General features: G+C 59.9%; 24 protein-coding genes. 11 read left to right on the top strand and 13 right to left on the bottom strand.

The genetic code is table 11. The features are described 5' to 3' along the window. Nucleotides 1–72 precede the first annotated feature (72 nt). Together K1X75_03600 and K1X75_03595 are read right to left on the bottom strand one after the other, a co-directional pair. Entirely contained in the window at nt 73–639 is a 567-nt protein-coding gene (locus K1X75_03600) for a hypothetical protein (GenBank protein MBX7057126.1), read from the bottom strand. Continuing rightward, nucleotides 599–1,051, bottom strand: a complete 453-nt coding sequence (locus K1X75_03595; protein ID MBX7057125.1) for a 6-carboxytetrahydropterin synthase — start codon at nt 1,049–1,051, stop codon at nt 599–601. Before K1X75_03595 ends, K1X75_03600 begins: the two co-directional genes overlap by 41 nt. A gap of 93 nt (nt 1,052–1,144) precedes the next feature. Here K1X75_03595 and K1X75_03590 point away from each other — a divergent pair, with 93 nt between their 5' ends. After that, nucleotides 1,145–1,369 (top strand): disulfide oxidoreductase, encoded by a 225-nt coding sequence (locus K1X75_03590; protein MBX7057124.1) that lies wholly within the window; start codon nt 1,145–1,147, stop codon nt 1,367–1,369. A 25-nt stretch (nt 1,370–1,394) separates the two neighbouring features. On the opposite strand, the gene K1X75_03585 is transcribed toward K1X75_03590, so the two are convergent. Both K1X75_03585 and K1X75_03580 read right to left on the bottom strand, forming a co-directional pair. Then, nucleotides 1,395–3,086 carry a leucyl aminopeptidase gene (locus K1X75_03585; protein MBX7057123.1) on the bottom strand — a complete coding sequence of 564 codons (1,692 nt, stop codon included), beginning with the start codon at nt 3,084–3,086 and terminating at the stop codon, nt 1,395–1,397. A gap of 20 nt (nt 3,087–3,106) precedes the next feature. Continuing rightward, entirely contained in the window at nt 3,107–3,757 is a 651-nt protein-coding gene (locus tag K1X75_03580) for a peroxiredoxin (protein MBX7057122.1), read from the bottom strand. 175 nt (nt 3,758–3,932) lie between these two features. On the opposite strand from K1X75_03580, the gene trxB reads away from it, so the two are divergent. The 3 genes from trxB to K1X75_03565 all read left to right on the top strand — a co-directional run bounded on the left by trxB (nt 3,933) and on the right by K1X75_03565 (nt 7,296). Continuing rightward, nucleotides 3,933–4,913 (top strand): thioredoxin-disulfide reductase, encoded by a 981-nt coding sequence (gene trxB, locus K1X75_03575; protein MBX7057121.1) that lies wholly within the window; start codon nt 3,933–3,935, stop codon nt 4,911–4,913. Between the two features lie 198 nt (nt 4,914–5,111). After that, the gene (locus tag K1X75_03570; GenBank protein ID MBX7057120.1) at nt 5,112–6,431 is read left to right on the top strand and encodes a hypothetical protein; all 1,320 of its coding nucleotides are present in this window, start codon (nt 5,112–5,114) and stop codon (nt 6,429–6,431) included. A 76-nt stretch (nt 6,432–6,507) separates the two neighbouring features. Then, a complete protein-coding gene (locus tag K1X75_03565) occupies nt 6,508–7,296 on the top strand; it encodes a toxin-antitoxin system YwqK family antitoxin (protein MBX7057119.1) in 789 nt (262 codons plus the stop codon). On the opposite strand, the gene K1X75_03560 is transcribed toward K1X75_03565, so the two are convergent. Next, nucleotides 7,274–7,561: a hypothetical protein gene (locus tag K1X75_03560; GenBank protein MBX7057118.1), complete on the bottom strand. Its 288-nt coding sequence runs from the start codon at nt 7,559–7,561 to the stop codon at nt 7,274–7,276. The two genes, K1X75_03565 and K1X75_03560, sit on opposite strands and share 23 nt — an antisense overlap. 96 nt (nt 7,562–7,657) lie before the next feature. Here K1X75_03560 and pyrB point away from each other — a divergent pair, with 96 nt between their 5' ends. After that, nucleotides 7,658–8,602, top strand: a complete 945-nt coding sequence (pyrB, locus tag K1X75_03555) for an aspartate carbamoyltransferase (GenBank protein ID MBX7057117.1) — start codon at nt 7,658–7,660, stop codon at nt 8,600–8,602. An 8-nt stretch (nt 8,603–8,610) separates the two neighbouring features. Here pyrB and K1X75_03550 read toward each other — a convergent pair whose 3' ends face one another. Further along, nucleotides 8,611–9,456 (bottom strand): hypothetical protein, encoded by an 846-nt coding sequence (locus K1X75_03550; protein MBX7057116.1) that lies wholly within the window; start codon nt 9,454–9,456, stop codon nt 8,611–8,613. 93 nt (nt 9,457–9,549) lie between these two features. On the opposite strand from K1X75_03550, the gene K1X75_03545 reads away from it, so the two are divergent. The 3 genes from K1X75_03545 to queF all read left to right on the top strand — a co-directional run bounded on the left by K1X75_03545 (nt 9,550) and on the right by queF (nt 11,540). After that, nucleotides 9,550–10,509, top strand: coding sequence for a lysophospholipase (locus K1X75_03545; protein ID MBX7057115.1), 960 nt, complete (start codon nt 9,550–9,552; stop codon nt 10,507–10,509). 136 nt (nt 10,510–10,645) lie between these two features. Continuing rightward, the gene (locus tag K1X75_03540) at nt 10,646–11,023 is read left to right on the top strand and encodes a hypothetical protein (GenBank protein MBX7057114.1); all 378 of its coding nucleotides are present in this window, start codon (nt 10,646–10,648) and stop codon (nt 11,021–11,023) included. 97 nt (nt 11,024–11,120) lie between these two features. Then, a complete protein-coding gene (queF, locus tag K1X75_03535) occupies nt 11,121–11,540 on the top strand; it encodes a preQ(1) synthase (GenBank protein MBX7057113.1) in 420 nt (139 codons plus the stop codon). On the opposite strand, the gene K1X75_03530 is transcribed toward queF, so the two are convergent. After that, on the bottom strand, nt 11,504–12,319 hold the full coding sequence (locus K1X75_03530) for a sugar nucleotide-binding protein (protein MBX7057112.1): 816 nt from the start codon (nt 12,317–12,319) through the stop codon (nt 11,504–11,506). The genes queF and K1X75_03530 overlap by 37 nt on opposite strands. Before the next feature lie 91 nt (nt 12,320–12,410). On the opposite strand from K1X75_03530, the gene K1X75_03525 reads away from it, so the two are divergent. Then, on the top strand, nt 12,411–13,097 hold the full coding sequence (locus K1X75_03525) for a hypothetical protein (GenBank protein ID MBX7057111.1): 687 nt from the start codon (nt 12,411–12,413) through the stop codon (nt 13,095–13,097). A 42-nt stretch (nt 13,098–13,139) separates the two neighbouring features. Beyond that, nucleotides 13,140–13,961, top strand: coding sequence for a 3-methyl-2-oxobutanoate hydroxymethyltransferase (gene panB / locus K1X75_03520; protein ID MBX7057110.1), 822 nt, complete (start codon nt 13,140–13,142; stop codon nt 13,959–13,961). A gap of 33 nt (nt 13,962–13,994) precedes the next feature. Here panB and K1X75_03515 read toward each other — a convergent pair whose 3' ends face one another. From K1X75_03515 to K1X75_03490, 6 genes are all read right to left on the bottom strand, one after another. Further along, complete coding sequence (locus K1X75_03515) at nt 13,995–14,576, bottom strand: rod-binding protein (GenBank protein ID MBX7057109.1); 582 nt, start codon at nt 14,574–14,576, stop codon at nt 13,995–13,997. 113 nt (nt 14,577–14,689) lie between these two features. Beyond that, entirely contained in the window at nt 14,690–15,892 is a 1,203-nt protein-coding gene (locus K1X75_03510) for a flagellar basal body P-ring protein FlgI (protein ID MBX7057108.1), read from the bottom strand. Next, nucleotides 15,882–16,559, bottom strand: coding sequence for a flagellar basal body L-ring protein FlgH (locus K1X75_03505; GenBank protein ID MBX7057107.1), 678 nt, complete (start codon nt 16,557–16,559; stop codon nt 15,882–15,884). The genes K1X75_03510 and K1X75_03505 overlap by 11 nt, the downstream gene beginning before the upstream one ends. Continuing rightward, on the bottom strand, nt 16,522–17,532 hold the full coding sequence (gene flgA, locus K1X75_03500; GenBank protein ID MBX7057106.1) for a flagellar basal body P-ring formation chaperone FlgA: 1,011 nt from the start codon (nt 17,530–17,532) through the stop codon (nt 16,522–16,524). Before flgA ends, K1X75_03505 begins: the two co-directional genes overlap by 38 nt. Next, the gene (gene flgG / locus K1X75_03495; protein MBX7057105.1) at nt 17,529–18,326 is read right to left on the bottom strand and encodes a flagellar basal-body rod protein FlgG; all 798 of its coding nucleotides are present in this window, start codon (nt 18,324–18,326) and stop codon (nt 17,529–17,531) included. Before flgG ends, flgA begins: the two co-directional genes overlap by 4 nt. A 75-nt stretch (nt 18,327–18,401) precedes the next feature. Next, on the bottom strand, nt 18,402–19,835 hold the full coding sequence (locus K1X75_03490) for a site-specific DNA-methyltransferase (protein MBX7057104.1): 1,434 nt from the start codon (nt 19,833–19,835) through the stop codon (nt 18,402–18,404). Nucleotides 19,836–19,878: 43 nt separating this feature from the next. Between K1X75_03490 and K1X75_03485 the strand changes: the two genes are divergently transcribed. After that, nucleotides 19,879–20,727 carry a flagellin gene (locus tag K1X75_03485; GenBank protein MBX7057103.1) on the top strand — a complete coding sequence of 283 codons (849 nt, stop codon included), beginning with the start codon at nt 19,879–19,881 and terminating at the stop codon, nt 20,725–20,727. Nucleotides 20,728–20,733: the final 6 nt, after the last annotated feature.

The following is a 20,733-nucleotide window of genomic DNA, read 5'->3' as shown; positions in this document are numbered from 1 at the left end:
CGCACTGCGCCAGATTCGGGCTCGCTGTTGGCAGCCTGGATAGCAAACGGACCGCAACAAAGAGCCCCGATGTTAGAAGCTGCAATGGGACAGATCGACATCGCGCCAGACCCAGAAGGTCAGGCCGCGAGTGGTCTCGTCTTCAACTTCTTCCAGAGTGATTGTACGCGCTCCAGAAGGCAGCGCTTCAAAACTCCAAACAAAGCGGGCGTTAGGGCGGCTCACAAATTGTGCCGACTGGCAGGATGGCAATCCGCGAAAGGAACGCATCAAATAGCGATGGCCCGTTTGGTCGCGTAAGATAGTTCCCGGCGGATGGGTGCAGGCGGCATCGAGATTTACCAGTCGCAGATGGAATTCTGTCCGGCTTGGCTTTCGACAAACCCGATCCAGAACCACGCGGCCCGGTCCAGATTGATAGGCGATACCAAGCGGACAGCAGCGTGCGCTCTGCGGCGCGGGGGGCCGTTGCACGCTGGCCAGTAATTCGTTCTGCTGCAAGCGTGCCACAGGCATAGTTGACGGCAGGGAGGCCGCCAGAAGCAGCAAGGCCTTCGCTGCGCTTTGCCACACGGGGCGACGCGGCTTGCGGCGCGCATCAATCCGGTCGAAAAACAGCAATGTTCTGAGGCCCTTCATGGATTCGAATCTCCAGCAGGCGGCCGCTGCTGGCAGCAACCGCCGCACGCAGGCCGGCAAAAAACCAGCGCGCTATATTTTCGGAAGTTGGGTTCACTCCCTTGAACTCGCGTAAATCATTGATGCAGACGTGCTCGATCCGCTCTATCATCTGGTCCAGGCGGCGACGCACATTTAGAAAATCGAAGCTGATGCCGTCGACGCCAATGCCGCCGTCGCTGCGGGCCAGGAACAGTTCCACCAGCCAGCTATGTCCATGCATCGGTTCGTCGCTGCCGTCGGGAAAATAGCGATAGAGGTAGTGCGCGGACTCAAAGCGACCTTCAATCCGAACGAAGAACTGCCCCCTTGCCTGGTGGAAGCTTCCCACCTCGCCCGAGATCTCTGGATGCGCATCGCGGTCAAAATTCATGGGGCTCGACGACCGGGGGCGGCCACCCTTTTTGGTTGACTGTAGCCGTCCCCGCAGTTTCATTAAGGATACTGAGACTCATCGAGCCCTGCAATGTCTGAAACGCAAGTCCAACAAGAAAAGTTCCGTCCGGAGATGACCGTCGGCGAGGCCATGGCTTTGCATGCTGACGCCGCCCTGGTTTTTTCCAGCTACCATCTGGGCGGTTGTTCACACTGCTCCATTAATGAACTGGAAACCATTGAACAGGTTTGCCAGGGCTACGGCGTGCCGCTGGACCAGCTGATCGATAGCCTGAACAATCTGCTCGACAATTGATCTCTGCCGCGCCTCGGGGATGCCTTCAATCAGCATCCTGAATCAGATCCTCGAGAAACTGGTTCATCAAGCGCAGTCCCCAGCCCGTTGCGCCGCGCGGCTGTGATCCGGCGCCTTTGCCTCGCCAGGCAACGCCAGCTATGTCGATGTGCGCCCACGGCGTCTCATCGCTTACAAAACGTGAAAGAAAGCGCATGGCCGTCACAGTTCCTGCCGGCCTTCCGGCGATGTTTCGCAGATCGGCGGTATCGGACTTGAGCCCGCCGCCATAAGCGGCCCAGTGCGGCAGACGCCAGAGACGATCCAGAGATTTCCGCGAGGCCAGATCCAGGCGCTGCGCCAGATCCTCGGAGGCAGTCATCAAGCCCGCGGCCTCATGCCCCAGCGCAATGACGCAGGCGCCGGTCAATGTGGCGAAATCGAGCAGACAGAGCGAATCGTAATGCTTGCAAGCGTAGCTCAGAGCGTCGGCCAGTACCAACCTTCCCTCGGCATCGGTATTCTGCACTTCCACTGTCAGCCCGTTCAATGCTGTGTAGACGTCGCCCGGTTTGATTGCAGCGCCGTCGGGCATATTCTCAACAATGCCCAGAATCGCCACGAGGGGCGTGGGAAGCTTGCGCCGTGAGGCAAGAGCGATTGTGTGCAGGGCCAGAGCCGAACCGCACATGTCGTACTTCATCTCGTGCATTTCGGCTGGCGGTTTCAAGGAAATGCCGCCCGTATCAAAGGTAACGCCCTTGCCTACAAGTACCACCGGCTGCTGGATGCGCGAACGCGGCGGCGTGTATTCCAGAACGATCATTCGGGGGCTGATTGCAGAACCGCGGCCTACCGCCAGGATTCCTCCGGCGCCCAGCTTCTCCAGCTCTGGACGGCCAAAGACGCGAAGCTTCAATCCTGCTTCGTGTGCGATCTGACGCGCGTAGCGTTCATAGTGTTCCGGATGGAAGTGGTTTCCGGGCAAAGAGGCTACGTAGCGTGCGCCATGAAGCGCCCGGGCCAACTGCAGGCCTCTTTCGCCGGCAGCGCGCAACTTCTGGGCTGCCGGACTTTTTCCGCTGAAGTGGAGCGCAATCGAATCGCCGCGTAAGTCTTTCCTGGGCGATCGACTCTTTGCGCCGCGGTCCGTCGAACTCTTCAAGGTTTCCATTGGCTCGGCGCCCGTATTCAAAGAGGCGACGGACTGCGCGATCAATTCCTCAAGCGAGTAAGGACCAACATAGTCGGGCAAATCCTCGCTCTCGCCGCTCTTGTTCCTGGCGTTGCCGGCGCCCTTGCGGCGACGGCGCGCTCCGGAGAAAGAAAGCGACAGACGTTTCCGGAAATCGCTCTCGGCGCCGCTGTAGCGGGCCACCGCATCGCGCACTTCATCGCTGATCACAACTTCCAGCGCATAGTCCTTGAAGCGGCCAAGCTTTTCGCCCGCAGCTCGAAAGGCGCTGCACCAGGTTTCAGGGTGAAACGCGGCCGCCTCGCCCAAACCAAGTAGCATGACATTGCGATCGGCAAGTAGAAGACTCTGGCCTGCAGCCGCCTTCCAGGCGCCGAGTTCCTCATGCGCGGCCAATTGCTGGCGCAAACCATGGCTTGCGGACAATTTTTCAAGATCGGCGCCTGAGCTATCTTTGAAACAGGCAATCAATCGTAAGCGACGGCCAGCGGCCGTCTCCTTTCTTATCTCAAAGCGCAGCGCGGGAATTCGGAATTCGGACATTCATCCACCTGGCCTTTCAGTTAGCGTTTGCGCGTTGTTGATTTCTTCGCCGCCTTTTTCTTGCTGGTCTTTTTGGCGGCAGAGGCCGGCTTGCGAAGCGCGGACTTCGCAGAAGAGGCGCCCTTTTTGCGGGCGCCGCCGATTGCAGCAGCGGATGTTTGTTTCTTGCGCGAGGGCGCGGCGCCGCCCAGTCGGTGGTTCTTGATATCGTCAATCAGATGATTGACGTGTCCCTCGACCTTGACGGCATCATAAACCTTCTGCACATTGAGCGTCTTGTCCAGAACAAAGGTTGTACGCAGGATGCCATCAAAACTTCTTCCGTACATCTTCTTCTCGCCGAAGGCCCCGAATTTCTTGATCAGGCTGTGCTGCTCATCAGCGATCAGCGGAAAGTTGAGACTCTGGCTTTCGCTGAAGCGCTGGTGGGATTGGACGCTGTCAGCAGATACGCCAACCACGCCGTAACCCAGACGATCAAGCTCATTGCGTCGATCACGAAAGTCGCATGCCTCGCGCGTGCAGCCCGGAGTGTTATCTTTTGGATAAAAGTAGATAATCAAACCTTTGGGGCCGGCCAGCTCGCTGAGCGAATGGACGCTGCCCTCGGTGACAGTAACACGCGAATTCGGCGCCTGATCGCCTGTTCTGGGTTTTGCCGAGTGATCCATGCCCGCTCCTTTTATAGCCCTACGCCGGCCAGAACCCCGGTCCTGACCCCAATGCCAGTTGAAGTCGGCCGGCTCACAAGAAAACAGAAAAATGCCGCCGGCGAGGCGCTGATCTCGATGACAGGCGGTCAAAATGGGCTGGCAAGCACAACGCGGCCAAAGGGATCGTCCGCGGATGGGCGAAGCACAGAATCAGCCGCATCGGGTGGTCATCATAGGCAGCGGTCCAGCGGCGCATACCGCCGCAATTTACGCAGCGCGAGCCAACCTGAGCCCTGTCCTGTTTGAGGGATTTATGGCCGGCGGTATTGCTGCTGGCGGTCAGCTGACGACCACGACAGAAGTGGAGAATTTCCCCGGCTTTCCTGAAGGCGTCATGGGCGTCGAGCTCACCGATTTGTTTCGCAAGCAGTCTCTTCGCTTCGGCGCCGCGATTCATACTGAGACTATAAGTCGCGTTGATTTCAGCCGTCGCCCCTTCCAGTTATGGCGCGAAGGGCTCGAGGACGAAGCGCCCACGCTGGCGCATAGCGTCATCATTGCAACCGGGGCCACCGCCCGACGCATGGCGCTGCCCGGCGAGGAGCGCTACTGGCAGCACGGCATATCCGCCTGCGCTGTTTGCGACGGGGCCCTCCCCCTGTTTCGCGATGCTCCGCTGGCTGTAATCGGCGGCGGCGATTCAGCCGCCGAGGAAAGTATGTTTCTCACTAAGTATGCGTCGCGCGTATACTTGATCCACCGGCGCGATCGACTGCGCGCTTCGCAGATCATGCAAGAGCGCGTGCTGAAGAATTCAAAAATCGAAATCGTCTGGAACCATGTCCCCGTAGCCGCCGCCGGCGATGAGCGTCAACTTCGCTCTTTGCAGGTGCGGGACGTTAACAGCGGCGCTGAACGCCAGCTGGCGGTCAACGGGCTGTTTTACGCCATTGGTCATAAGCCAAACACTGAGCCATTTGTTGGCCAGATCCAACTCGACGCTGATGGATATATCCACACCGAAGCCGGCGCAACGCGCACCAGCGTGGAAGGCGTCTTCGCTGCAGGCGACGTGCAGGACAAACGCTATCGCCAGGCTATCACAGCGGCGGGCAGCGGTTGTATGGCGGCGCTGGATGCCGAACGCTGGCTGGAAGCGCAGGGCATAGAGTAGTCAGGGCGCGACCTCTCCGCTCGCACCTTTTCCACTTAATTTTCCGATTCAACCGCGGCAACATCGCTTGCGGCAATGACCGGCAGCTTTGACGCTGCCTGAGTACATCGCTTTTGCGACATAATCTTTTGAGACATAATCCATAATGTCGAATTGATATCATATTTCATTGTATACTTTTACTCTTTATATTCGATTATGAGCAACCAACAAGCATTGTCTTGCGAGTCCGGGAACTCTTCCGACGAGCTGGCCTTCGAGCAAGAGCTGGCGGCGCGCGTCGGCTCGCGCGCCTTTCGCGCCGATTTTTCCGAAGTTGCATTTGCAGCAGCGCCGGGCCGGATCATGATTACAGCCGCGCCACGCGACCTGCGCCGCCTTCAGATACGCCACCAGAAGCTCATCGATGAGTGTGCGGCCCGGCTTAATTTGCAGGCCCAGCTTTGTTTGGCGGCATCCGGCGCGTCCCGACATAGTCCCCAGATTCGGCGGCCGCCGGCTGTGCCTGATCAGACCAAAGGACCAGCGGCGCAGGCGTTTTTCCCGCCGACAACAAGCGCGACAACCTTGCGACGGCTCAAAGAGAATCCGCCGCCGCTGGCAATCATTCTGGGTCCAGTTGGCGCTGGCAAGAGCGCCGCCATCGATTGGATTTTACATCAACAGCAATCCTCCGGAAAGAGCGTGCGTCGCTATACTCTGGAGGCCTTTGTATCGGAGTTTGCCGAGGCCTGCAGTCGGCGAGCTACCGTCGCCTGGCGGCGATCCCTGCATCAGCTGCAGTGTATTGCGATTGACGACTTCCAATACATCAAAGCCCAGGCGGCGCGCAGCCAGGAGGAGCTGAGCAATCTTGCCGATCATTGCCTGCGCGAAGGTCGGACGCTACTGCTCAGTTCCGATCGTAGGCCGGCGGAATTATCGCTTAGCGAGGCGCTGCAATCGCGGCTGCAATCCGCCGAGCTGGCAGAGCTTGCGCCGCTGGGCGAAGAGGCTCGATGCAAATTGCTGGAAAACGAATTGCTGCGCCATGAAATCCAGCTTGAAGCGTCGCTTGTACTCTGGCTGGCGCGTCGAGTGCAGATCGATCTGCGTCGGCTTAAGGCGATCGCATTGCGGCTGGCGCACAGCGGTTCGCAGCGTTTGGATCTTGAGGCCTGCCAGACGCTTTGCCAGGATCTATTTGATCAAGGCAGCGGCGCACGGGCGGAAGATGTAGTGCGGACCACAGCCAGCCATCTGAAGATCGAGCTTTCCGCCCTGCTCGGCCAGGCGCGCAGCCGCCGTCTTAGCCAGGCCCGGCATATGGCGGCCTTTCTCTGCGTAAAACACCTGGGCCTCTCGCAGCGTGATACAGCCCGGGCCCTTGGCTGGGCGGAACATGGCAGCGTGATTCACGCCCTGCGCAAAATCGAAACTCAGCTACAGAGCGATCTATTCCTGCAGCGACAGTTGACGGAACTCTGGCAACGGGTTTGTCAGAATTCCTCCCTTTTGCCCGCCCCGCCGGATGCATAAAATTGCGCCGCGCCGTTGATCTCCAGGCGGTTTTCGCCGTCATAGTACGGTAAGCTAGATCACGGAGGATCAGCCGATGCCCCGCATCCCCATTGCGCTCTCAGTCCTACTCTTGCCGCTGAGTATTTTTGCCGCCGAACCGGCGCGTCCCGGCGCCGTAACCAGCGGCGCTCGCTTTGATGAGCGCGCTCGCGTCTGGGTCGAACAGAATGGCAACCGCCAGGTCGTCTGGTACGAAAACGGCATCAAAAAGGCCGAGGGGGACTTTCGCGGGAATCAACGCCAGGGCGACTGGGTCTTCTACTATGCAGGCGGCCAGAAAAAAGCCGAAGGCCCCTTCCGCGCCAATCAACGGCACGGTCATTGGCGTCTGTATGACGCTCAAGGTCGCCTCAGCTCAGAGGGCGACTATGCCAGCGACCGGCGCGAGGGCGAATGGCTCAGCTATTATGCCTCGGGCAAAATGGAAACGCGCGGCAGCTACCGCGCCGGAAAACGCCAGGGCGCCTGGATCAACTACTATGAAAGCGGCCAGGTCTTCTACAATGGATCGTACAACAACGATCTCGCCGAAGGTCAGTGGACCTACTACTATGCTGGCGGCCAGATGTATCAGCAAGGCCAGTACCTGGCTGACCGGCGAACAGGGCCGTGGACGATCTGCGTCCAGCCAGGCGAGTGCGCCCAGGAAATGATTTCGGCGCCTAACGTGCCCCGCCAGGCAGGCATCACTCTGGAGTCGGCTTTGCCCCAGGGACCGGCCGCACGCGATACCTCGAATCCCGCCGGCATCCTCGACAGCCTGGAACATGGCGGAGTGCCCGACCAGACGCCGGCGCTGCTCAACGATCGCTGGGGCGAGTAGAACCGGCGCTGCCCAGGTAGAGCGCCTGCCAGTCCAGGCAGAGATAGCTGCGCAGCGGTCGCTGCTCTTCGCCCTGCCACTCGATTCGTTCTGCAAACTGTTTGCCGCTGGCCAGGCAGGATCGGCAGAGAAAGGGCGCGGGACTCAGATTGCAGAAACGCGGATCGTCGATATCGAAAGGGCGCAGGACTGGTCGCGGCGGCGGCCAGTCGCGGTCAGGTCGTGCCAGAAGCCAGCCACCGCCTGGCAGGAATAAGACGCTCATTGCCGCCAGTCCCGCCGTCCTTTTCCATGGAGAGCGGCGCTTTCTACCCTGATTGTGTTTGCCGCACTGCCGGCCGGCTGGCGTACTCCCGCCTGCATGTCCCTGGCGCCCTTCGCTCATACCAATATTCTCGACGCAGATCAGTTCAGCCGTGAGGACCTGGATTATCTGCTGCAGGCGGTGCGCAAGCTGCGCGACCTGATGCCAGGCGGCAAGGCCTTTGGTCTGCTGCAGGGGCGGATCCTCGCTTCCCTTTTCTTTGAATCATCCACGCGTACGCGGCTGAGCTTTGAAACGGCCATGCAACGTTTGGGCGGACGCGTGATCAGCACGGTCGGCTTTCAGTTTTCCAGCATCAGCAAAGGCGAAACGCTCTACGACACAATGAAGATGGTAGAGGCCTACTCTGATATTGCCGTCATACGCCATCCGGTGGAAGGCTCCAGTCGCGTCGCCGCCGCCGCCGTAAAGATACCGGTGATCAATGCCGGCGACGGGGCCGGGCAGCATCCCACGCAGGCGCTGCTCGATCTGTATACGATTGCCGAAGAGCGCGGACTGCCCGACGGCCTGCGCGTTGCCTTCATCGGCGATTTGAAATTTGGGCGAACAATTCACAGTCTGATTCGACTGCTCTACAACTACAATACAGAACTGGTCTTGATATCGCCGGTAGACCTGGCCATCCCCGAATCCTACCGCAAGGAAATGCGCAAGCGCAATATCTCCTTTGAAGAAACGGAAGATCCGCGCGCCATCTGGGATTGCGATGTTGCCTACGTAACGCGCATCCAGGAAGAGCGCTTTGTCGATCGTAGCGAATACGAGAAGCTGCGCAACAGCTACAGCATCAATCGCGAGTTTGTCATAGCGTCGCGCAAACCAACGCTGATCATGCATCCTCTGCCGCGCGTGAACGAACTATCCACCGATGTGGACGATCTGGGTAACGCCGCCTACTTTCGCATGGCCGGCTACGGCGTACTGGTGCGTATGGCGCTGTTGATGCTCTGCCTGAAGCAGCCAATTCCGGGGCTGTAAGGGATCTTCTAGCGCCGCGACCCATCGCTACCCAGGGCGCGAATCATTTCCTCGCGGCTGAGCGTCTCGCCACGCTGCAATCTGCGCAGCGCCTCTTCGCGGGTCATCCGACGCACGCTATTTCGGCCCGGCCGCCAGCCAGGCATCAGCAGGGCTGCGCCGGGCGGCGCCGTAGCGCCTCTGGCATCAAACCAGAAATCGCGGATCGCCGCAATGCGCACCCGGCCCTGGCGTTGCTGGTTAACAAAGACTTCGCGCTGCGCGGCCACCGCCGCAAGCGCCGGGTCAAAGCAAATGCCAAAAAGAGCATCGCCCTGCGATGATAGCACGAGGCCGGCGGAAGGCTCGGCGCTGGGGCCCGTAGCCCGCACAAAATGATAGACCTCGCCCTTCAGCTCCGATCCATTTTCAGAAATCTGCAAAAGATCAGGCGTTGTTGAGTTTTCAAAAGAGCGCTCCACCAAAACGGCCTGCAGCTTGCCGGCCTGGTAGGATTCGGCCTCCTCTGATTGGTAGTAGCCGGCTGTAAAGCGCCGCTGCTCCAGCAGCAGTTCGCTGGCTGAAGTATCGCCAAGTCCTTCTCGCTTCTGAAAGTAGATACGCCGGCCGCTGATCGTCAGGTCCCGATAGGTCAGTTCCAACAACGTAAACTGGTAGGGTCGATCATCGCCGCCGGGCCACTTGATATAGAGCAAGGCGCCGGATTCGCCCTCCAGTAGCTGTGGCGAATACCACAGGCCTTCCAGCGATACCCTGGAGGAGCTTCGCTCGCCGGCAAGTTGCAGTCGGCATTGAGCCGCGGTCAGTAGAGCCAGAATGAGTAAGCCGAAACCGGCGCGAAATCGCAGGACCATTGGGTCTTGATCTATTACAGCCTGCCGCCCGTAAAGCCGCTCCCGCTGATTTTTGCTTCCATTAGCGGCCAGAGCGTCGCACCAGGTATTCCCATGAATGCAGGCGCAGTGCGCGAGGTTCGCGGTCGCTTTCGGACAGTCGATGGTCTGGCGCTTGAATGGCGCGCCTGGATGCTGCGCAACGCGCCCATCTGGCGCAGTCTGGTAATCCATCACGGTCTTGGAGAACATTGCGGCCGCTATGAAACAGTTCTGGAAGCTGCGCGCGAGAGCCAGTGCAATGTCTTCAGCTTTGACGCACGCGGCCACGGTTTGTCGCCGGGTCCGCGCGGCGATGCTCCCGCCCTTCAGGCGCTGGTCGACGACCTGGACAATTTTCTGCAGTTCTTGAACGATGAACTTGGGCTTCGCCGCCCGGTGCTCCTCGGGCACTCCATGGGCGGACTGATCGCGGCGGCTTTTGCTTTGAGCCGCTCCAACCAGTGGCATCTGCAGCGACTCTGTCTGAGCGCGCCCGCCTTTCGCCCCCATCTATCCACAATCCAGCGCCTCAAGGAAAATGTAGCAAGGGCGCTCTACCTGTTGCGCCCCGATCTTGCCCTGGCCAGCGGGCTGCCCACGGAAGGCATCAGTCGCGATCGTCTGCAGGTTGCCCGCTACCGCGGCGATGCCCTGGTCCACGATCGCATTTCTGTGCGCCTGGCGCTGGGCCTGATCGACGGCGGCCGAGCCGCTCTGGCCTCCGCTCCCCGGCTGCGCATTCCCTGCCTGGTGCAACATGGCGAGGCCGACCCCATTACAGACTCCAGCGCTTCGCGTCTCTTCTATGAGCAAATCAGTTCGGAACATCGACGGCTGTGCCTCTATCCCGAGGGCCGCCACGAAAGCTTCCACGAACTGCCCGATGTTAGAGACCGGGCCCTCAACGATCTATGCGATTGGCTGGAGGAAGCCTGGCAGGACCGCGCCCTGGAAGAAGGCGTCCGAAGCCAGCCGGAAGGCGAACCGGCTTTAGCCGGACTGACGGGCGCTGCACCAGAAGCAGGGAACTAAAGGCCCGGTCTTTTTGCTTGCCGCGCCACAGGGCCCGTCGCCTTTTTCGCTACGGTCGATCAAAAAGGATTGACCGATGTTGCGCCGCACAAAAACTTGGTGCAACGCAAAAACCCAGGGAAGGTACCCGATGACCATGGATAAAGTTCTGCACGATGTATTGAATGCCGGCATTGCATTGTTTCGCTCTGGCGAAGACTCCGTGAACAATGCTGTGAAAGAAGTTCAGCGCACCTTTGACCAGCTGAAAGAAAAAGGCGCCGCTGACACCAGCGAACCGGCCGTAAAACTGCGCTCCGCTCTCAATGACGTAGTCACCCAGGCCAATGATCTTAGCAGCAAAGCTGGCGGCGCCTATGGCGACGCAGTCAAGCAGCTGGAACAACTCTACGGCAAAGTTGTTGAACAAATCAAAGCAGTTGTTCCCGAAGATCGCCTGAATGAACTCAAGGACAAGATCGAAGAACTGCAGCGCGTAATCAAAGAGAAGACCAGCGGCGCTCGCCCGGCCTGATTCGTCTGTAGCAGCGAATTTCGGAAACCCGGAGTGCGTCCTGCGCCTCCGGGTTTTTTCATGTCTGCAGAGCGGTGACATCGAGCGGAGTCAATCAGTGAGCGAACAGAAATCGGAATACGACGAACGACAGGATCACATCCGCGCCTTGCGGCTGCCTGACATTGAGGTCTTTCGTAACATCTATGCTGATCGAGAATATGCCATTGACCTCGAAATTCCGGAGTTCACTGCAATCTGCCCGAAGACATCCCTTCCGGACTTTGGCGTCATCTACCTGCGCTACGTTCCTGACCAGTGGTGCCTGGAGTTGAAGAGTCTCAAGGAATACTTCGGCGCATTTCGCAACATCGGCATATTTCATGAGAATGTAGTTAATCGCAGCCTGGATGATCTGGTCCGCTGCGCCGCGCCTCGCTCCCTGCGCATCCGCGCTGATTACAATGTGCGCGGCGGGATCAAAACGCGAGTCAGTGCAATCTACCGTAAGACGGAAGCAAGCATGCCGCTGCGGTAATCCGGATAGCACAGACCGCCTGGCAGCGCTTCATCTCTGTAGCGGCTGACGACCGCACGCCCGCTTGCCGCCGCGTGGCGCCAGGGTCCATCGGGCAGCTCAAGCGGAAGCGCACGCTCCAGAAACTCGAAGAGTTCGCGATTGCTGCAGGGACGGCAATCGACGGCATGAATCAAACGCAAGTCCGGGCGCTGCCGGGATAGACCAATCCATGCCAGCGCAAGTCGACACAGATCATGTACGTGGATTCTGGAAACGATGACATTTCCGGCTTCCAGTCGACGCAGGTCGCCGCGCAGGAACTGATCGGCTACCGAACGTCCCGGCCCATAGATTCCCGCCGCGCGCAAAATCCGAAGCTGTGGGTAGCGCGTCCGCATTGCTTGCTCCAGCTCCAGTCGCAACAGGCCGCGTTCTTCATCCGGCGCCGGCCTGTGGAATTCATCAAACTGCTCCGGCGGATCAGCCGCCGGCCGCCTGGCGCCTCCCAGAACAGAAGTCGAACTGATGTGAATCAGCGGAGTCGACGGCTGGCGCTCCAGAATGGAATCGATCGCTTCGCGCCAGGGATGCTGGCCTAAGCCGCCGTCGCTGATCAGCGCCGGCACTGTGTCCAGTATTGCGTCCCAGGGCTGCGCATCATCTGTTGGATTCCAGAGCGGCAGGCCGTCAGCGCGCAGCTCTTCACTGCGCCGGCTGAGCAGCAGCGTATCGACGGTCGGAAAATGGCGCAGCAGATGCATCGCCGTATAGCCTGCGCCCAGCGCCAGGACTCGCATGGCGACAGAGCGCAACGGCAGTGGCCGCCCGGCGAAGCATTTTTGCGCGGGCGGACTTGCCAGGCGACCGCCGGCCGATTCCAATGACCGAATGCACCGCGCTCTGGCGCTCCTGATCCCCGCGCTGCTTGTGGCGCTCTCGCTCTGGGAGGCCCTGGACCCGGGCGATACGCTCCCCGGCGCTACGCTGCGCAACGGACGCATCGTACTGGCGGCCTGCTCGGCGAACGATGGAATGGGACACGATGGACGTCCGGCGCGCCTGCTGGACGATGATCTACAAAGCCCCGCGTTGCTTGAACTCGATTGCCGCCATCCGGAAGGCAACTGGTTGCTGATCGATCTGGCGCTGAGCCACTGGCCCTCTACCGCCACACCACAGGTTCGTCGCAGTACAAGCCTTGAAATCTATTCGGGCGCCTGCACAGACTGCGATATCCATTTATTCCGCAGCTATGCCAGACCGCGTCGGATACGCCTGCAAATCCTCTGGCGGCGCGCCAATAACATAGATCAGGAGTACATTATACCGCAGGCTGAGCCGGTTTTCGAGCGCAGCGTCGAACTTGAGGATCGGCCTGGCGCCCAGCGCATCGACCTTGAGGGCGTTCCCCTGCCCTCGCCTTCGACCGCATGGCCGCAGCATATGAACTACATTATCGCCAAGCTAACGGTTGAGAGCATCTATCCGGCAAGAGACGCGCAGCGGCCCATTGCCATCGCCGAGCTGCGCTATATCGATCGCGGTCCGGACGGGAAAACGTTTGTCTGGCGCTGAAGACGCGGCAGGCAGGTCGCCAACAGGCAGGGAGCGCAAACTATGGAAGCACAAGATCATCGTCCCCTGAAATATCCGCACCATTGGCGCGAACGCCGGAAGCAGAAAATCCCCATCAGCATTATCACCTGTTACGATGCGGCCATGGCAAAACTGGCGGCGGCCAGCGGCGTCGATGCCGTGCTGGTTGGCGACACGCTGGGTATGACCGTCCAGGGACGACGCAGCACCTTGCCAGTTACTGTCGATCAAATCATCTATCACAGCGCTATGGTTCGACGCGGCGCGCCGGAGCTATTTGTCATTGCGGACATGCCCTTTGGCAGCTATCAGACCGGAACGCGCAAGGGAGTGAGCAATGCTGTCCGCATCCTGCAAGAAAGCGAAGCCAGCGCAATCAAGCTGGAGGGCGCCGCAAAACAAACTTTGCGCGTTGTAGAGCGTTGTATTATCACAGGCATTCCGGTCATCGGGCATATCGGACTTACGCCGCAGAGTTTTCTGACCCTCGGCGGCTACCGCGTGCAGGGCCGAAGCGCCGAAGAACGCAGCCGTTTGGTCGAGGAGGCGCGCGCCTTGCAGTCCGCAGGCGCCTTTGCTCTGGTTCTGGAGCTCATTGCGCGCGATGCAGCGCGCGAGATTACAGAAGCTTTAGATATTCCAACTATTGGAATCGGCGCCGGCCCGCACTGCAGCGGACAGGTGCTGGTCTTGCAAGATATGCTGGCCCTTGATCCGGACTTTCACACCCGACACAGTCGTCGCTATTTGGAGGCGGGGGCGCTGATTCAAGACGCATTGCGACGCTATGCCGACGAGGTTCGCACCGGTCAATTCCCCGGAACCGAGAACTCCTTCCAGTAGTTAGCTGGCCGCCGCGGATCCAATCCGCTCGCATCACGGCCGCCAGTCATCCTGGCGGAAGCGTTCACTTGTGGAAATGCCCGGCAGATTTCGTTCGTAGTCGCGCGCGCCGCTGCGCAAGGGACCAAGCGCTGGGCTCATCTGCCGGTAGATCTGATCGGCCAGATCGAAGCTGCTGTTGGTCGACAGCAGGCGAGAGTACTGGTCGTAGAGCATGTCTTCGAATATGTCCTGGCGCATCCCGCCATAAAGCGGATCGCTCTGACGGTCCAGGTTCTTGCGCATGGCATCCAGCATCTGCTTTACGAACAACGACTGAAAGTCCTGCGCTGCCTTGTAGAGGCGCTGCCGCTCCGGATCAACGGCAATCTCCTGGCGAATCTGAGCGCTGCTCAAGGGCCGCTGCGCTGCGGGCAACGATGGCGACGACGGAGCCGCAGGGGATGGCTCGCTGTGAGGTCGACCGCCGGCGAGGCCGGGAAACATCTGCTGGAATTCCTCGCCAGAGCCCTCGGCTGCCCTTCCCGGCGGCCCCTGCAGACGCCGCAGGCGCTCGCGCTCCGGCGCGCCCGCGGCAAGACCGGATGATACAATTGGGCCTATTCCGCTTTCCACAGGATCCTCTCTATGCCTATCGGTCAGGGCCGCAAAAGAATGAGCGGATTATGTCCGCTGCGCCTGGAAAGCGCGGCGCGAGCGGCCGGGCTCAATCGGACGCCGTGTCCTGGTCAAATGACTACGATGTCGGCATGCAGGGCGCCCGAGTCGCGCAGCGCTTCGAGGATGGCAATGATGTCCCTCACTGATGCGCCCAGTGCATTCAAGGCCTTGACGATTTCTTCAACGCTTGTTCCGCTCAGCTGTTGGGTGGTCTGCTCCGACTGCTGTTGCTGCTGGCCGCCTTGAACATAGATGCCCATGCGCGCATCCGCCAGTCGCGGGGTAAGAATCAGTTCCATCCCGCCGCGCGATACCGAAACCGGATCGATGCGCAGGTCGCCGCCCATTACGATGACGCCGCTGCGCTCATTGATGATAACGCGCGCTCTGGAATTTGGCAGAATGCGTACCTGTTCCATGCGCGCAATGAAGCTGACGGCATCGGCATTCTCCGGCAAAGTTACCAGTAGCGAACCGCCCTCTGCTTCGGTACGCGCCTCGGGCATCTCGCGTTGCAGGGCATCCCGGACCGCCTGCAGCGTGCTGAAATCAAAACTATTCAGAGAAATGCGGACGCGGCGCAGCGGCGGTTGCGATTGGCTCTCTTCGACGAGAGCGCCATTGATTTCACGTTCAAGGGTCGCCCCGTTTAGCAGCAGTCCAACTGTCTCGCCGCGCTCGCCGCTGCGACCGCCGCCACGACCGCCGGTAGTAATCACGCCCTGGGCGACGGCGTAAATCGTGCGGTTGCCGGCGTAGAGCGGCGTCTGCACCAGCACGCCGCCGTGCAACGAGCGCGCATCGCCTATCGAGGATACAGTAGCATTGATGCGATCGCCGGGACGCGAGAAGGGAGGCGCCTCCGCAGTGACCAGTACCGCTGCAATGTTGCGTGCATTGCCTGCGCTGCGTTCCATTTCCTGGCCAAGCGAGCCAAGCAGATTGCGTATGGAGTCCTCGGCCAAACGCGACCGCGAATCGCCGGTACCGGCGAGTCCCACGACCAATCCATAGCCAAGCAGCTGGTTGCTGCGAACGCCGCTGATGCGCGCCAGGTCTTTCAGGCGCACGCCGCCTTCTTCGCCAGATGCCGGAGCGGCCGGAGTGGTTGCGGCGCCGCCGACGCCTGCAGCGCCGCCAGCGCCCGGCGCAGCTGCTGCGCCGGCCGGAACGCTGCTGTTGGGAGCTGCCTGCGCCAGCAGGCCGCCGGCAAAGAGCGCGGCTGTGGCCAGCGCTGCCTTCCAGAGTATCCTGTGTCGCCTAGCGATCACTGGCCGTTTCTCCCAGAATTCGATTGAGATGATCCAGCAGCAGCCGAGCGCGCTCCTGCTCATTGATTTGAGCGCTTGGTCCAGGCGGCTGTCCGTTGGCCGCTTCCGCCTGCTTCAATGGCAATTCCTGCGACTGCGGAACCGGGGCGCCAGCCATGACAATTTGCAACTCAGCAACATCATTGGAGTGTACCATTCTGCCATTGTGTATATCATTGACGTGTACTCGCCCGCTGATCTGTAATTCCTGGCGGCTGCGGCCGTTCTCATAGGCGAGCAGCTTTCGGCCGACGAAACTGACAACGCCGTTGCTGGGATCGCCCTGGGCCTGAACGGCAATGCGGAAGCTCAGACGGCTCCGCGCCCGCACTCGGTTGGTGCGTTTGTTGGTAATCGACTGGTTGGAATCCGCTGGCGGCAAGAATTCGAATAGCTTTTGATCAGGATTCAGCTTGATCACGACGTTTTGGTCAGATGTGTTTTCGTACTCGTAGTCCAGAATGATTGGTTCGTCTACGACCAGGCGCAGCACCACGCCGTCGCGTATATCCTGACGCGGATTATAAGGGTTTTGATCGCGCCACAGCGATTGGGCGCCCAGCACGGTGGCCGCCAGCAGCGTCGCGACGCTAAGCGCCAGGAGTTGCCGGTTGCTCGCTTGCTTCATGGGATTCCTCTGCGGCCAGATCGACCTCGGCGGATGATTCGCTGACAATACGCGCCCTCAAGACAGTATCGGCCCGCCGGGCGGCCGGAAAAAGGGGCCGTACCCGGATCTGATCTCCGGGCTCGCCCTCCTCCAGAGCAGCGCCGCGCAGTCGGAGCACAAGTCCGTCCGCCTGGTAAGTCAACTCGAGACTCTGTCCGCGTCGTACCGAAGGCTGAGTCTGGATGCTGGAGGCCGTTAACATCGCACCCTGACGCACCGGAGACATGACGCGCATTCCGTCCAATCTCGCCACCGGATAGCGATCTTCTAGCGCTTCAAATTCACGCTGCTCGATGCGATAGTCCTGCGCCTGCAGACGTTCGCCTATCGCCAGATCACGCACGGCAATCGCTACGGGCAGTCGTCGAAATATCTGCACTGGAATCTGTTTACGAAATATCGTTCTTGTTCCTCCGTGCGGATCCGCGCTGAGGCCGTCCAGAGCAAGGATCATCCGACCGGCGGCAATGGAGCTCAAGCGCGCCGGAAGCTGCAAGCGGAGCTCAATCCCTGATTCTGGGACGCGGAATGCGGTCTGGGGCGCCACGGCAATTCGACATTCACTCAGCAATCGTTCGCCATCGGGTCGGGCGCGAATTGCGGCTTCGAGCATCGTTTGCAGGGCGCCGGAATCCAGACTACGCACGCCCGGCACAATCCAGACGCCATCGCCAAAAACCCGCGCCCCGCCAAGTCCGCGAGCGGCAAGCGCTGCTTGCAATTCAGCGGATCGCAGATAGCGCGGCGAACGCAAATTGTCAAAAAGCGTCTGGCGCTGCAGCTGAGGCGCCCCCTCAATACGAGCGATCTGATCCAGCTGGACCCGCGGGCCCTCGATCTCCGCGCTGGAGCGCAGGTAGATGCTTTGCGCTTCAAGGACCGCAGGCAGTCCCAGGGCAATCAGAAGAGCCGCGACGCAACAGCGCATCATCGTTTCATCGCTATCGCTGTACCCAGCATCGAATCGGAGGTCGTTACGGCCTTTGAGTTCGATTCATAGGCGCGCTGAGCGACGATCATATTTACCATTTCCTCGACCAGCTTGACGTTGGAGGTTTCCAGGAAGCCCTGCAGTAGCTTGCCCATCCCCTCCAGACCGGGGGTTCCCTGAATCTCGGGGCCGCTGGCCACCGTTTCCTTGAACAGGTTGTTGCCGATGGCTTTGAGTCCGGCGGGGTTGACAAATCGGTAGAGATCTATCTGGCCGATTCTGGTCGGCCGGATATCATCGCCGATGATGACCGTCACTTCGCCGTTTTCTGAAACTTGAAAGCGATCGTTGCGCGCTCCGGGCGGCAGCGTGATCGGCGGCTCCAGCAAGTAGCCATTGGCGGTCACGATTTGCTGGCGCGAGTCGATCTTGAAGCTTCCGTCGCGCGTATAGGCAAATGTGCCGTCGGGCAGCAACACTTTGAAGAAACCCTGCTCTCCGGCGACGGCCATGTCAAACTTCTCGCCGGTAGCCTGCAAACTGCCCATTTCAAAGAGCTTCTGTGTGGCGGCAACGCGCACGCCGTGGCCAAAGTAGACTCCGGTGGGGATCTCAGAAACGGCCGTGGCCGGCGTGCCAGCCAGCACCTGATGTTGGTAGACCAGGTCTTCAAAATCGGCCCGGTTCTTCTTGAAGCCGTAGGTGTTTACGTTGGCCAGATTGTTAGAGATCGTATCAATATTGTATTGCTGGGCAATCATGCCCGTGGCGGCAGTCCAGAGGGAACGAAGCATAGACAGGGGACCTCATGACTTCTATCGGTCCCCGGCGGGAATCCATGAGCAAAAGCGATCGATCGCCGCCGGCGATTATTGCGCTTTGCGCAGGACCAGGCAGCGATTGCTGTTTATGCCGCGCTCATTGTTGGTGACATCCCAGCAATTGGCAAGTTTGGTAAATCGCTGGCGGTTGATCAGCACCTCCTCGGCCAGCAGCCGGCCATAGCGGTCGGGCCCGGGCAGCGCAGCCAGCAGCGCCTCTTCCAGATTGAGCGTTTGGCCGCCGAAGCTGACCTCGCCAACTTCTATGATCGCGCGCCCGCCCGATCGCAGCAGGCGCTGCATTTCGGACATTACGCGGCCCATAAAGGACTGCCAGACGCTCAAGCGCTGGGTTACCGTCGGCGGCCGCTCCTCGGCCTCGTCCTCCACGCCAAGAAACCAGGCGCGCATCCAGTTGTCCTGAAGGTAGTTTACTTTATCCAGGAATGGCGGCGAGGTAACGATCAGGTCCACGCTTCCGGTGCGCAATGGCTTGAGCCGCGCGGCATCTTCGCGGAGGATGCGATTGCGACGAGCGCTGCGCCGGTAGGCTTCTGGCAGTTCTTCCTGAAGATCCTGGCGCATCTTTTTCAGAATGCGCTGACGCAGGTTGCGGTACTCCGGACGCAGACCGCGGCGGCGGTTGTTACGCTCCTGGGCTGCAGGCAGAATTGATATTTGCGGAAAGGAATAAACGGAGAAGAAGCCGTCGGAATGGCCATGCAGGCGCGACAGGGCTGTCATTCCAATGTAGCGCAGGGCATGATCCTCTTGCGCCTCGGGCGAGCGCAGTGCATTGCGCAAAAAGCACAATTCGGCCAGGGTCTGCTGGTGAAAGAAAGGACCCAGGCGGCGAAGGTCCTCCGTGCTGAAGCTCGCGCCCTGCTCTATTGGCAGCGCAGCCAGCCGCTGCTCCAGTGTTGCAAGCTCGGGAACGTGACTGCGCGCGCCAGCAATGAACAGCGACACCGGATTGAGGTCATTGTGGATGGCGCGACAACCCAGCATGTTGGCCTGCAGCGCCGTAGTTCCTCTGCCGCCAAAGGGATCAAGCACCACGGCTCGCCGACGATGCGCCTCGTCCAGGCAGCGCCTGATAAAGAAATCCGGCAGCTCCGGTTTGAAGGAGGCGCGATAGCTTACCGCGTAGTGCAGCGGATGCATTTGACGCTGTCGCGCCGTCCAGAATTCCCCTTCGCGCACCGGACAGTGGGCGTCGGCTGCCGTCAGGCGAAGCTCCGATGCCTCCGGCGATCTTGCTTTGCGGGAGATTGCTGCAGATTGGGCCTGGCGCATTCTGCAGAGCTTATCGACCTTCGTCGTCCGGCGTCCGGCCGCGCATTTATAGAAAGCTTTGTTGGAGGGACAAAGGTCCCGCCGAGCCTGCTGGCCGAGGCGACTCCTGAAAAAAAAGTCAAGCGTCGCTGCGCCAACGCACCGATCTTTTGCCTGAGGCGTATTTGCCGAGGATGATGAGCGCAGGGCGTTTGAGTACGACGGCGCAGAGGTTCATGGAGGACCCGAGATGATTATCAATCACAACATCAGCGCGATCTTTTCCCATCGCACACTGAAGTTCCACGACATGGAAATGTCGAAGGATATCGAGAAACTGTCCTCCGGTATGCGCATCAACCGCGCCGGCGACGATGCCGCCGGATTGGCGGTATCGGAAAAGATGCGCACTCAGGTGCATGGTTTGCGACAGGCCGTTCGCAACACCGAAGATGGCATTTCTTTCATTCAAACGACCGAAGGCTATCTGCAGGAAACGCAGAACATGATTCAGCGAATCCGCGTGCTGGCCGTCCAGGCCGCCAACGGCATTTACACTGAAGAGGATCGCCAGCAGATTCAGGTTGAAGTTTCGCAGCTGATCGACGAGATCGATCGCATTGCTTCGCAGGCGGAATTCAACAAGATGAAAATGCTGACCGGCGCCTTTGCTCGCCTGAATCCGACGGCATCGATGTGGTTCCATATGGGCGCCAACATGCACCAGCGCGAGCGTGTGTTCATCAACACCATGACCACGGCAGCGTTGGGACTGCGCAATCCGACCGTTCTGACCTTTATCTCGATCAGCACTCCAGACAAAGCCAACTCGGTGATCGGCCTGGCGGACGACGCTCTGCGCCGCATTTCCAAGCAGCGCGCCGATCTGGGCGCTTATCAGAATCGCCTGGAGCATGCCGCCAAGGGACTGATGAATGCCTACGAGAACATTCAGGCAGCCGAATCACGAATTCGCGATACAGATATGGCCGAGCAGATGTCAAGCTTCACCCGCTACCAGATCCTGGTGCAGGCGGCGACGGCAATGGTCGCTCAATCGAATATGAAGACGCAGACAGTCCTGCAGCTTCTCCGCTAAGATTTC

Source organism: Leptospirales bacterium, assembly GCA_019694655.1.
Lineage (GTDB): Bacteria > Spirochaetota > Leptospiria > Leptospirales > Leptonemataceae > SSF53.
This window is presented reverse-complemented; position numbering and strand designations above follow the sequence as displayed.

Coding starts and splice junctions, on each gene's coding strand:
- flgG (MBX7057105.1), bottom strand. CDS start 18,326: ATGCTTCGTTCCCTCTGGACTGCCGCCACGGGCATGATTGCCCAGCAA.
- K1X75_03560 (MBX7057118.1), bottom strand. CDS start 7,561: ATGAGCGTCTTATTCCTGCCAGGCGGTGGCTGGCTTCTGGCACGACCT.
- trxB (MBX7057121.1), top strand. CDS start 3,933: ATGGGCGAAGCACAGAATCAGCCGCATCGGGTGGTCATCATAGGCAGC.
- K1X75_03585 (MBX7057123.1), bottom strand. CDS start 3,086: ATGTCCGAATTCCGAATTCCCGCGCTGCGCTTTGAGATAAGAAAGGAG.
- K1X75_03530 (MBX7057112.1), bottom strand. CDS start 12,319: ATGCGAGTCCTGGCGCTGGGCGCAGGCTATACGGCGATGCATCTGCTG.
- K1X75_03525 (MBX7057111.1), top strand. CDS start 12,411: ATGCACCGCGCTCTGGCGCTCCTGATCCCCGCGCTGCTTGTGGCGCTC.
- K1X75_03590 (MBX7057124.1), top strand. CDS start 1,145: ATGTCTGAAACGCAAGTCCAACAAGAAAAGTTCCGTCCGGAGATGACC.
- K1X75_03600 (MBX7057126.1), bottom strand. CDS start 639: ATGAAGGGCCTCAGAACATTGCTGTTTTTCGACCGGATTGATGCGCGC.
- K1X75_03485 (MBX7057103.1), top strand. CDS start 19,879: ATGATTATCAATCACAACATCAGCGCGATCTTTTCCCATCGCACACTG.
- flgA (MBX7057106.1), bottom strand. CDS start 17,532: ATGATGCGCTGTTGCGTCGCGGCTCTTCTGATTGCCCTGGGACTGCCT.
- panB (MBX7057110.1), top strand. CDS start 13,140: ATGGAAGCACAAGATCATCGTCCCCTGAAATATCCGCACCATTGGCGC.
- K1X75_03540 (MBX7057114.1), top strand. CDS start 10,646: ATGGATAAAGTTCTGCACGATGTATTGAATGCCGGCATTGCATTGTTT.
- K1X75_03565 (MBX7057119.1), top strand. CDS start 6,508: ATGCCCCGCATCCCCATTGCGCTCTCAGTCCTACTCTTGCCGCTGAGT.
- K1X75_03580 (MBX7057122.1), bottom strand. CDS start 3,757: ATGGATCACTCGGCAAAACCCAGAACAGGCGATCAGGCGCCGAATTCG.
- pyrB (MBX7057117.1), top strand. CDS start 7,658: ATGTCCCTGGCGCCCTTCGCTCATACCAATATTCTCGACGCAGATCAG.
- K1X75_03570 (MBX7057120.1), top strand. CDS start 5,112: ATGAGCAACCAACAAGCATTGTCTTGCGAGTCCGGGAACTCTTCCGAC.
- K1X75_03595 (MBX7057125.1), bottom strand. CDS start 1,051: ATGAATTTTGACCGCGATGCGCATCCAGAGATCTCGGGCGAGGTGGGA.
- K1X75_03545 (MBX7057115.1), top strand. CDS start 9,550: ATGAATGCAGGCGCAGTGCGCGAGGTTCGCGGTCGCTTTCGGACAGTC.
- K1X75_03550 (MBX7057116.1), bottom strand. CDS start 9,456: ATGGTCCTGCGATTTCGCGCCGGTTTCGGCTTACTCATTCTGGCTCTA.
- K1X75_03505 (MBX7057107.1), bottom strand. CDS start 16,559: ATGAAGCAAGCGAGCAACCGGCAACTCCTGGCGCTTAGCGTCGCGACG.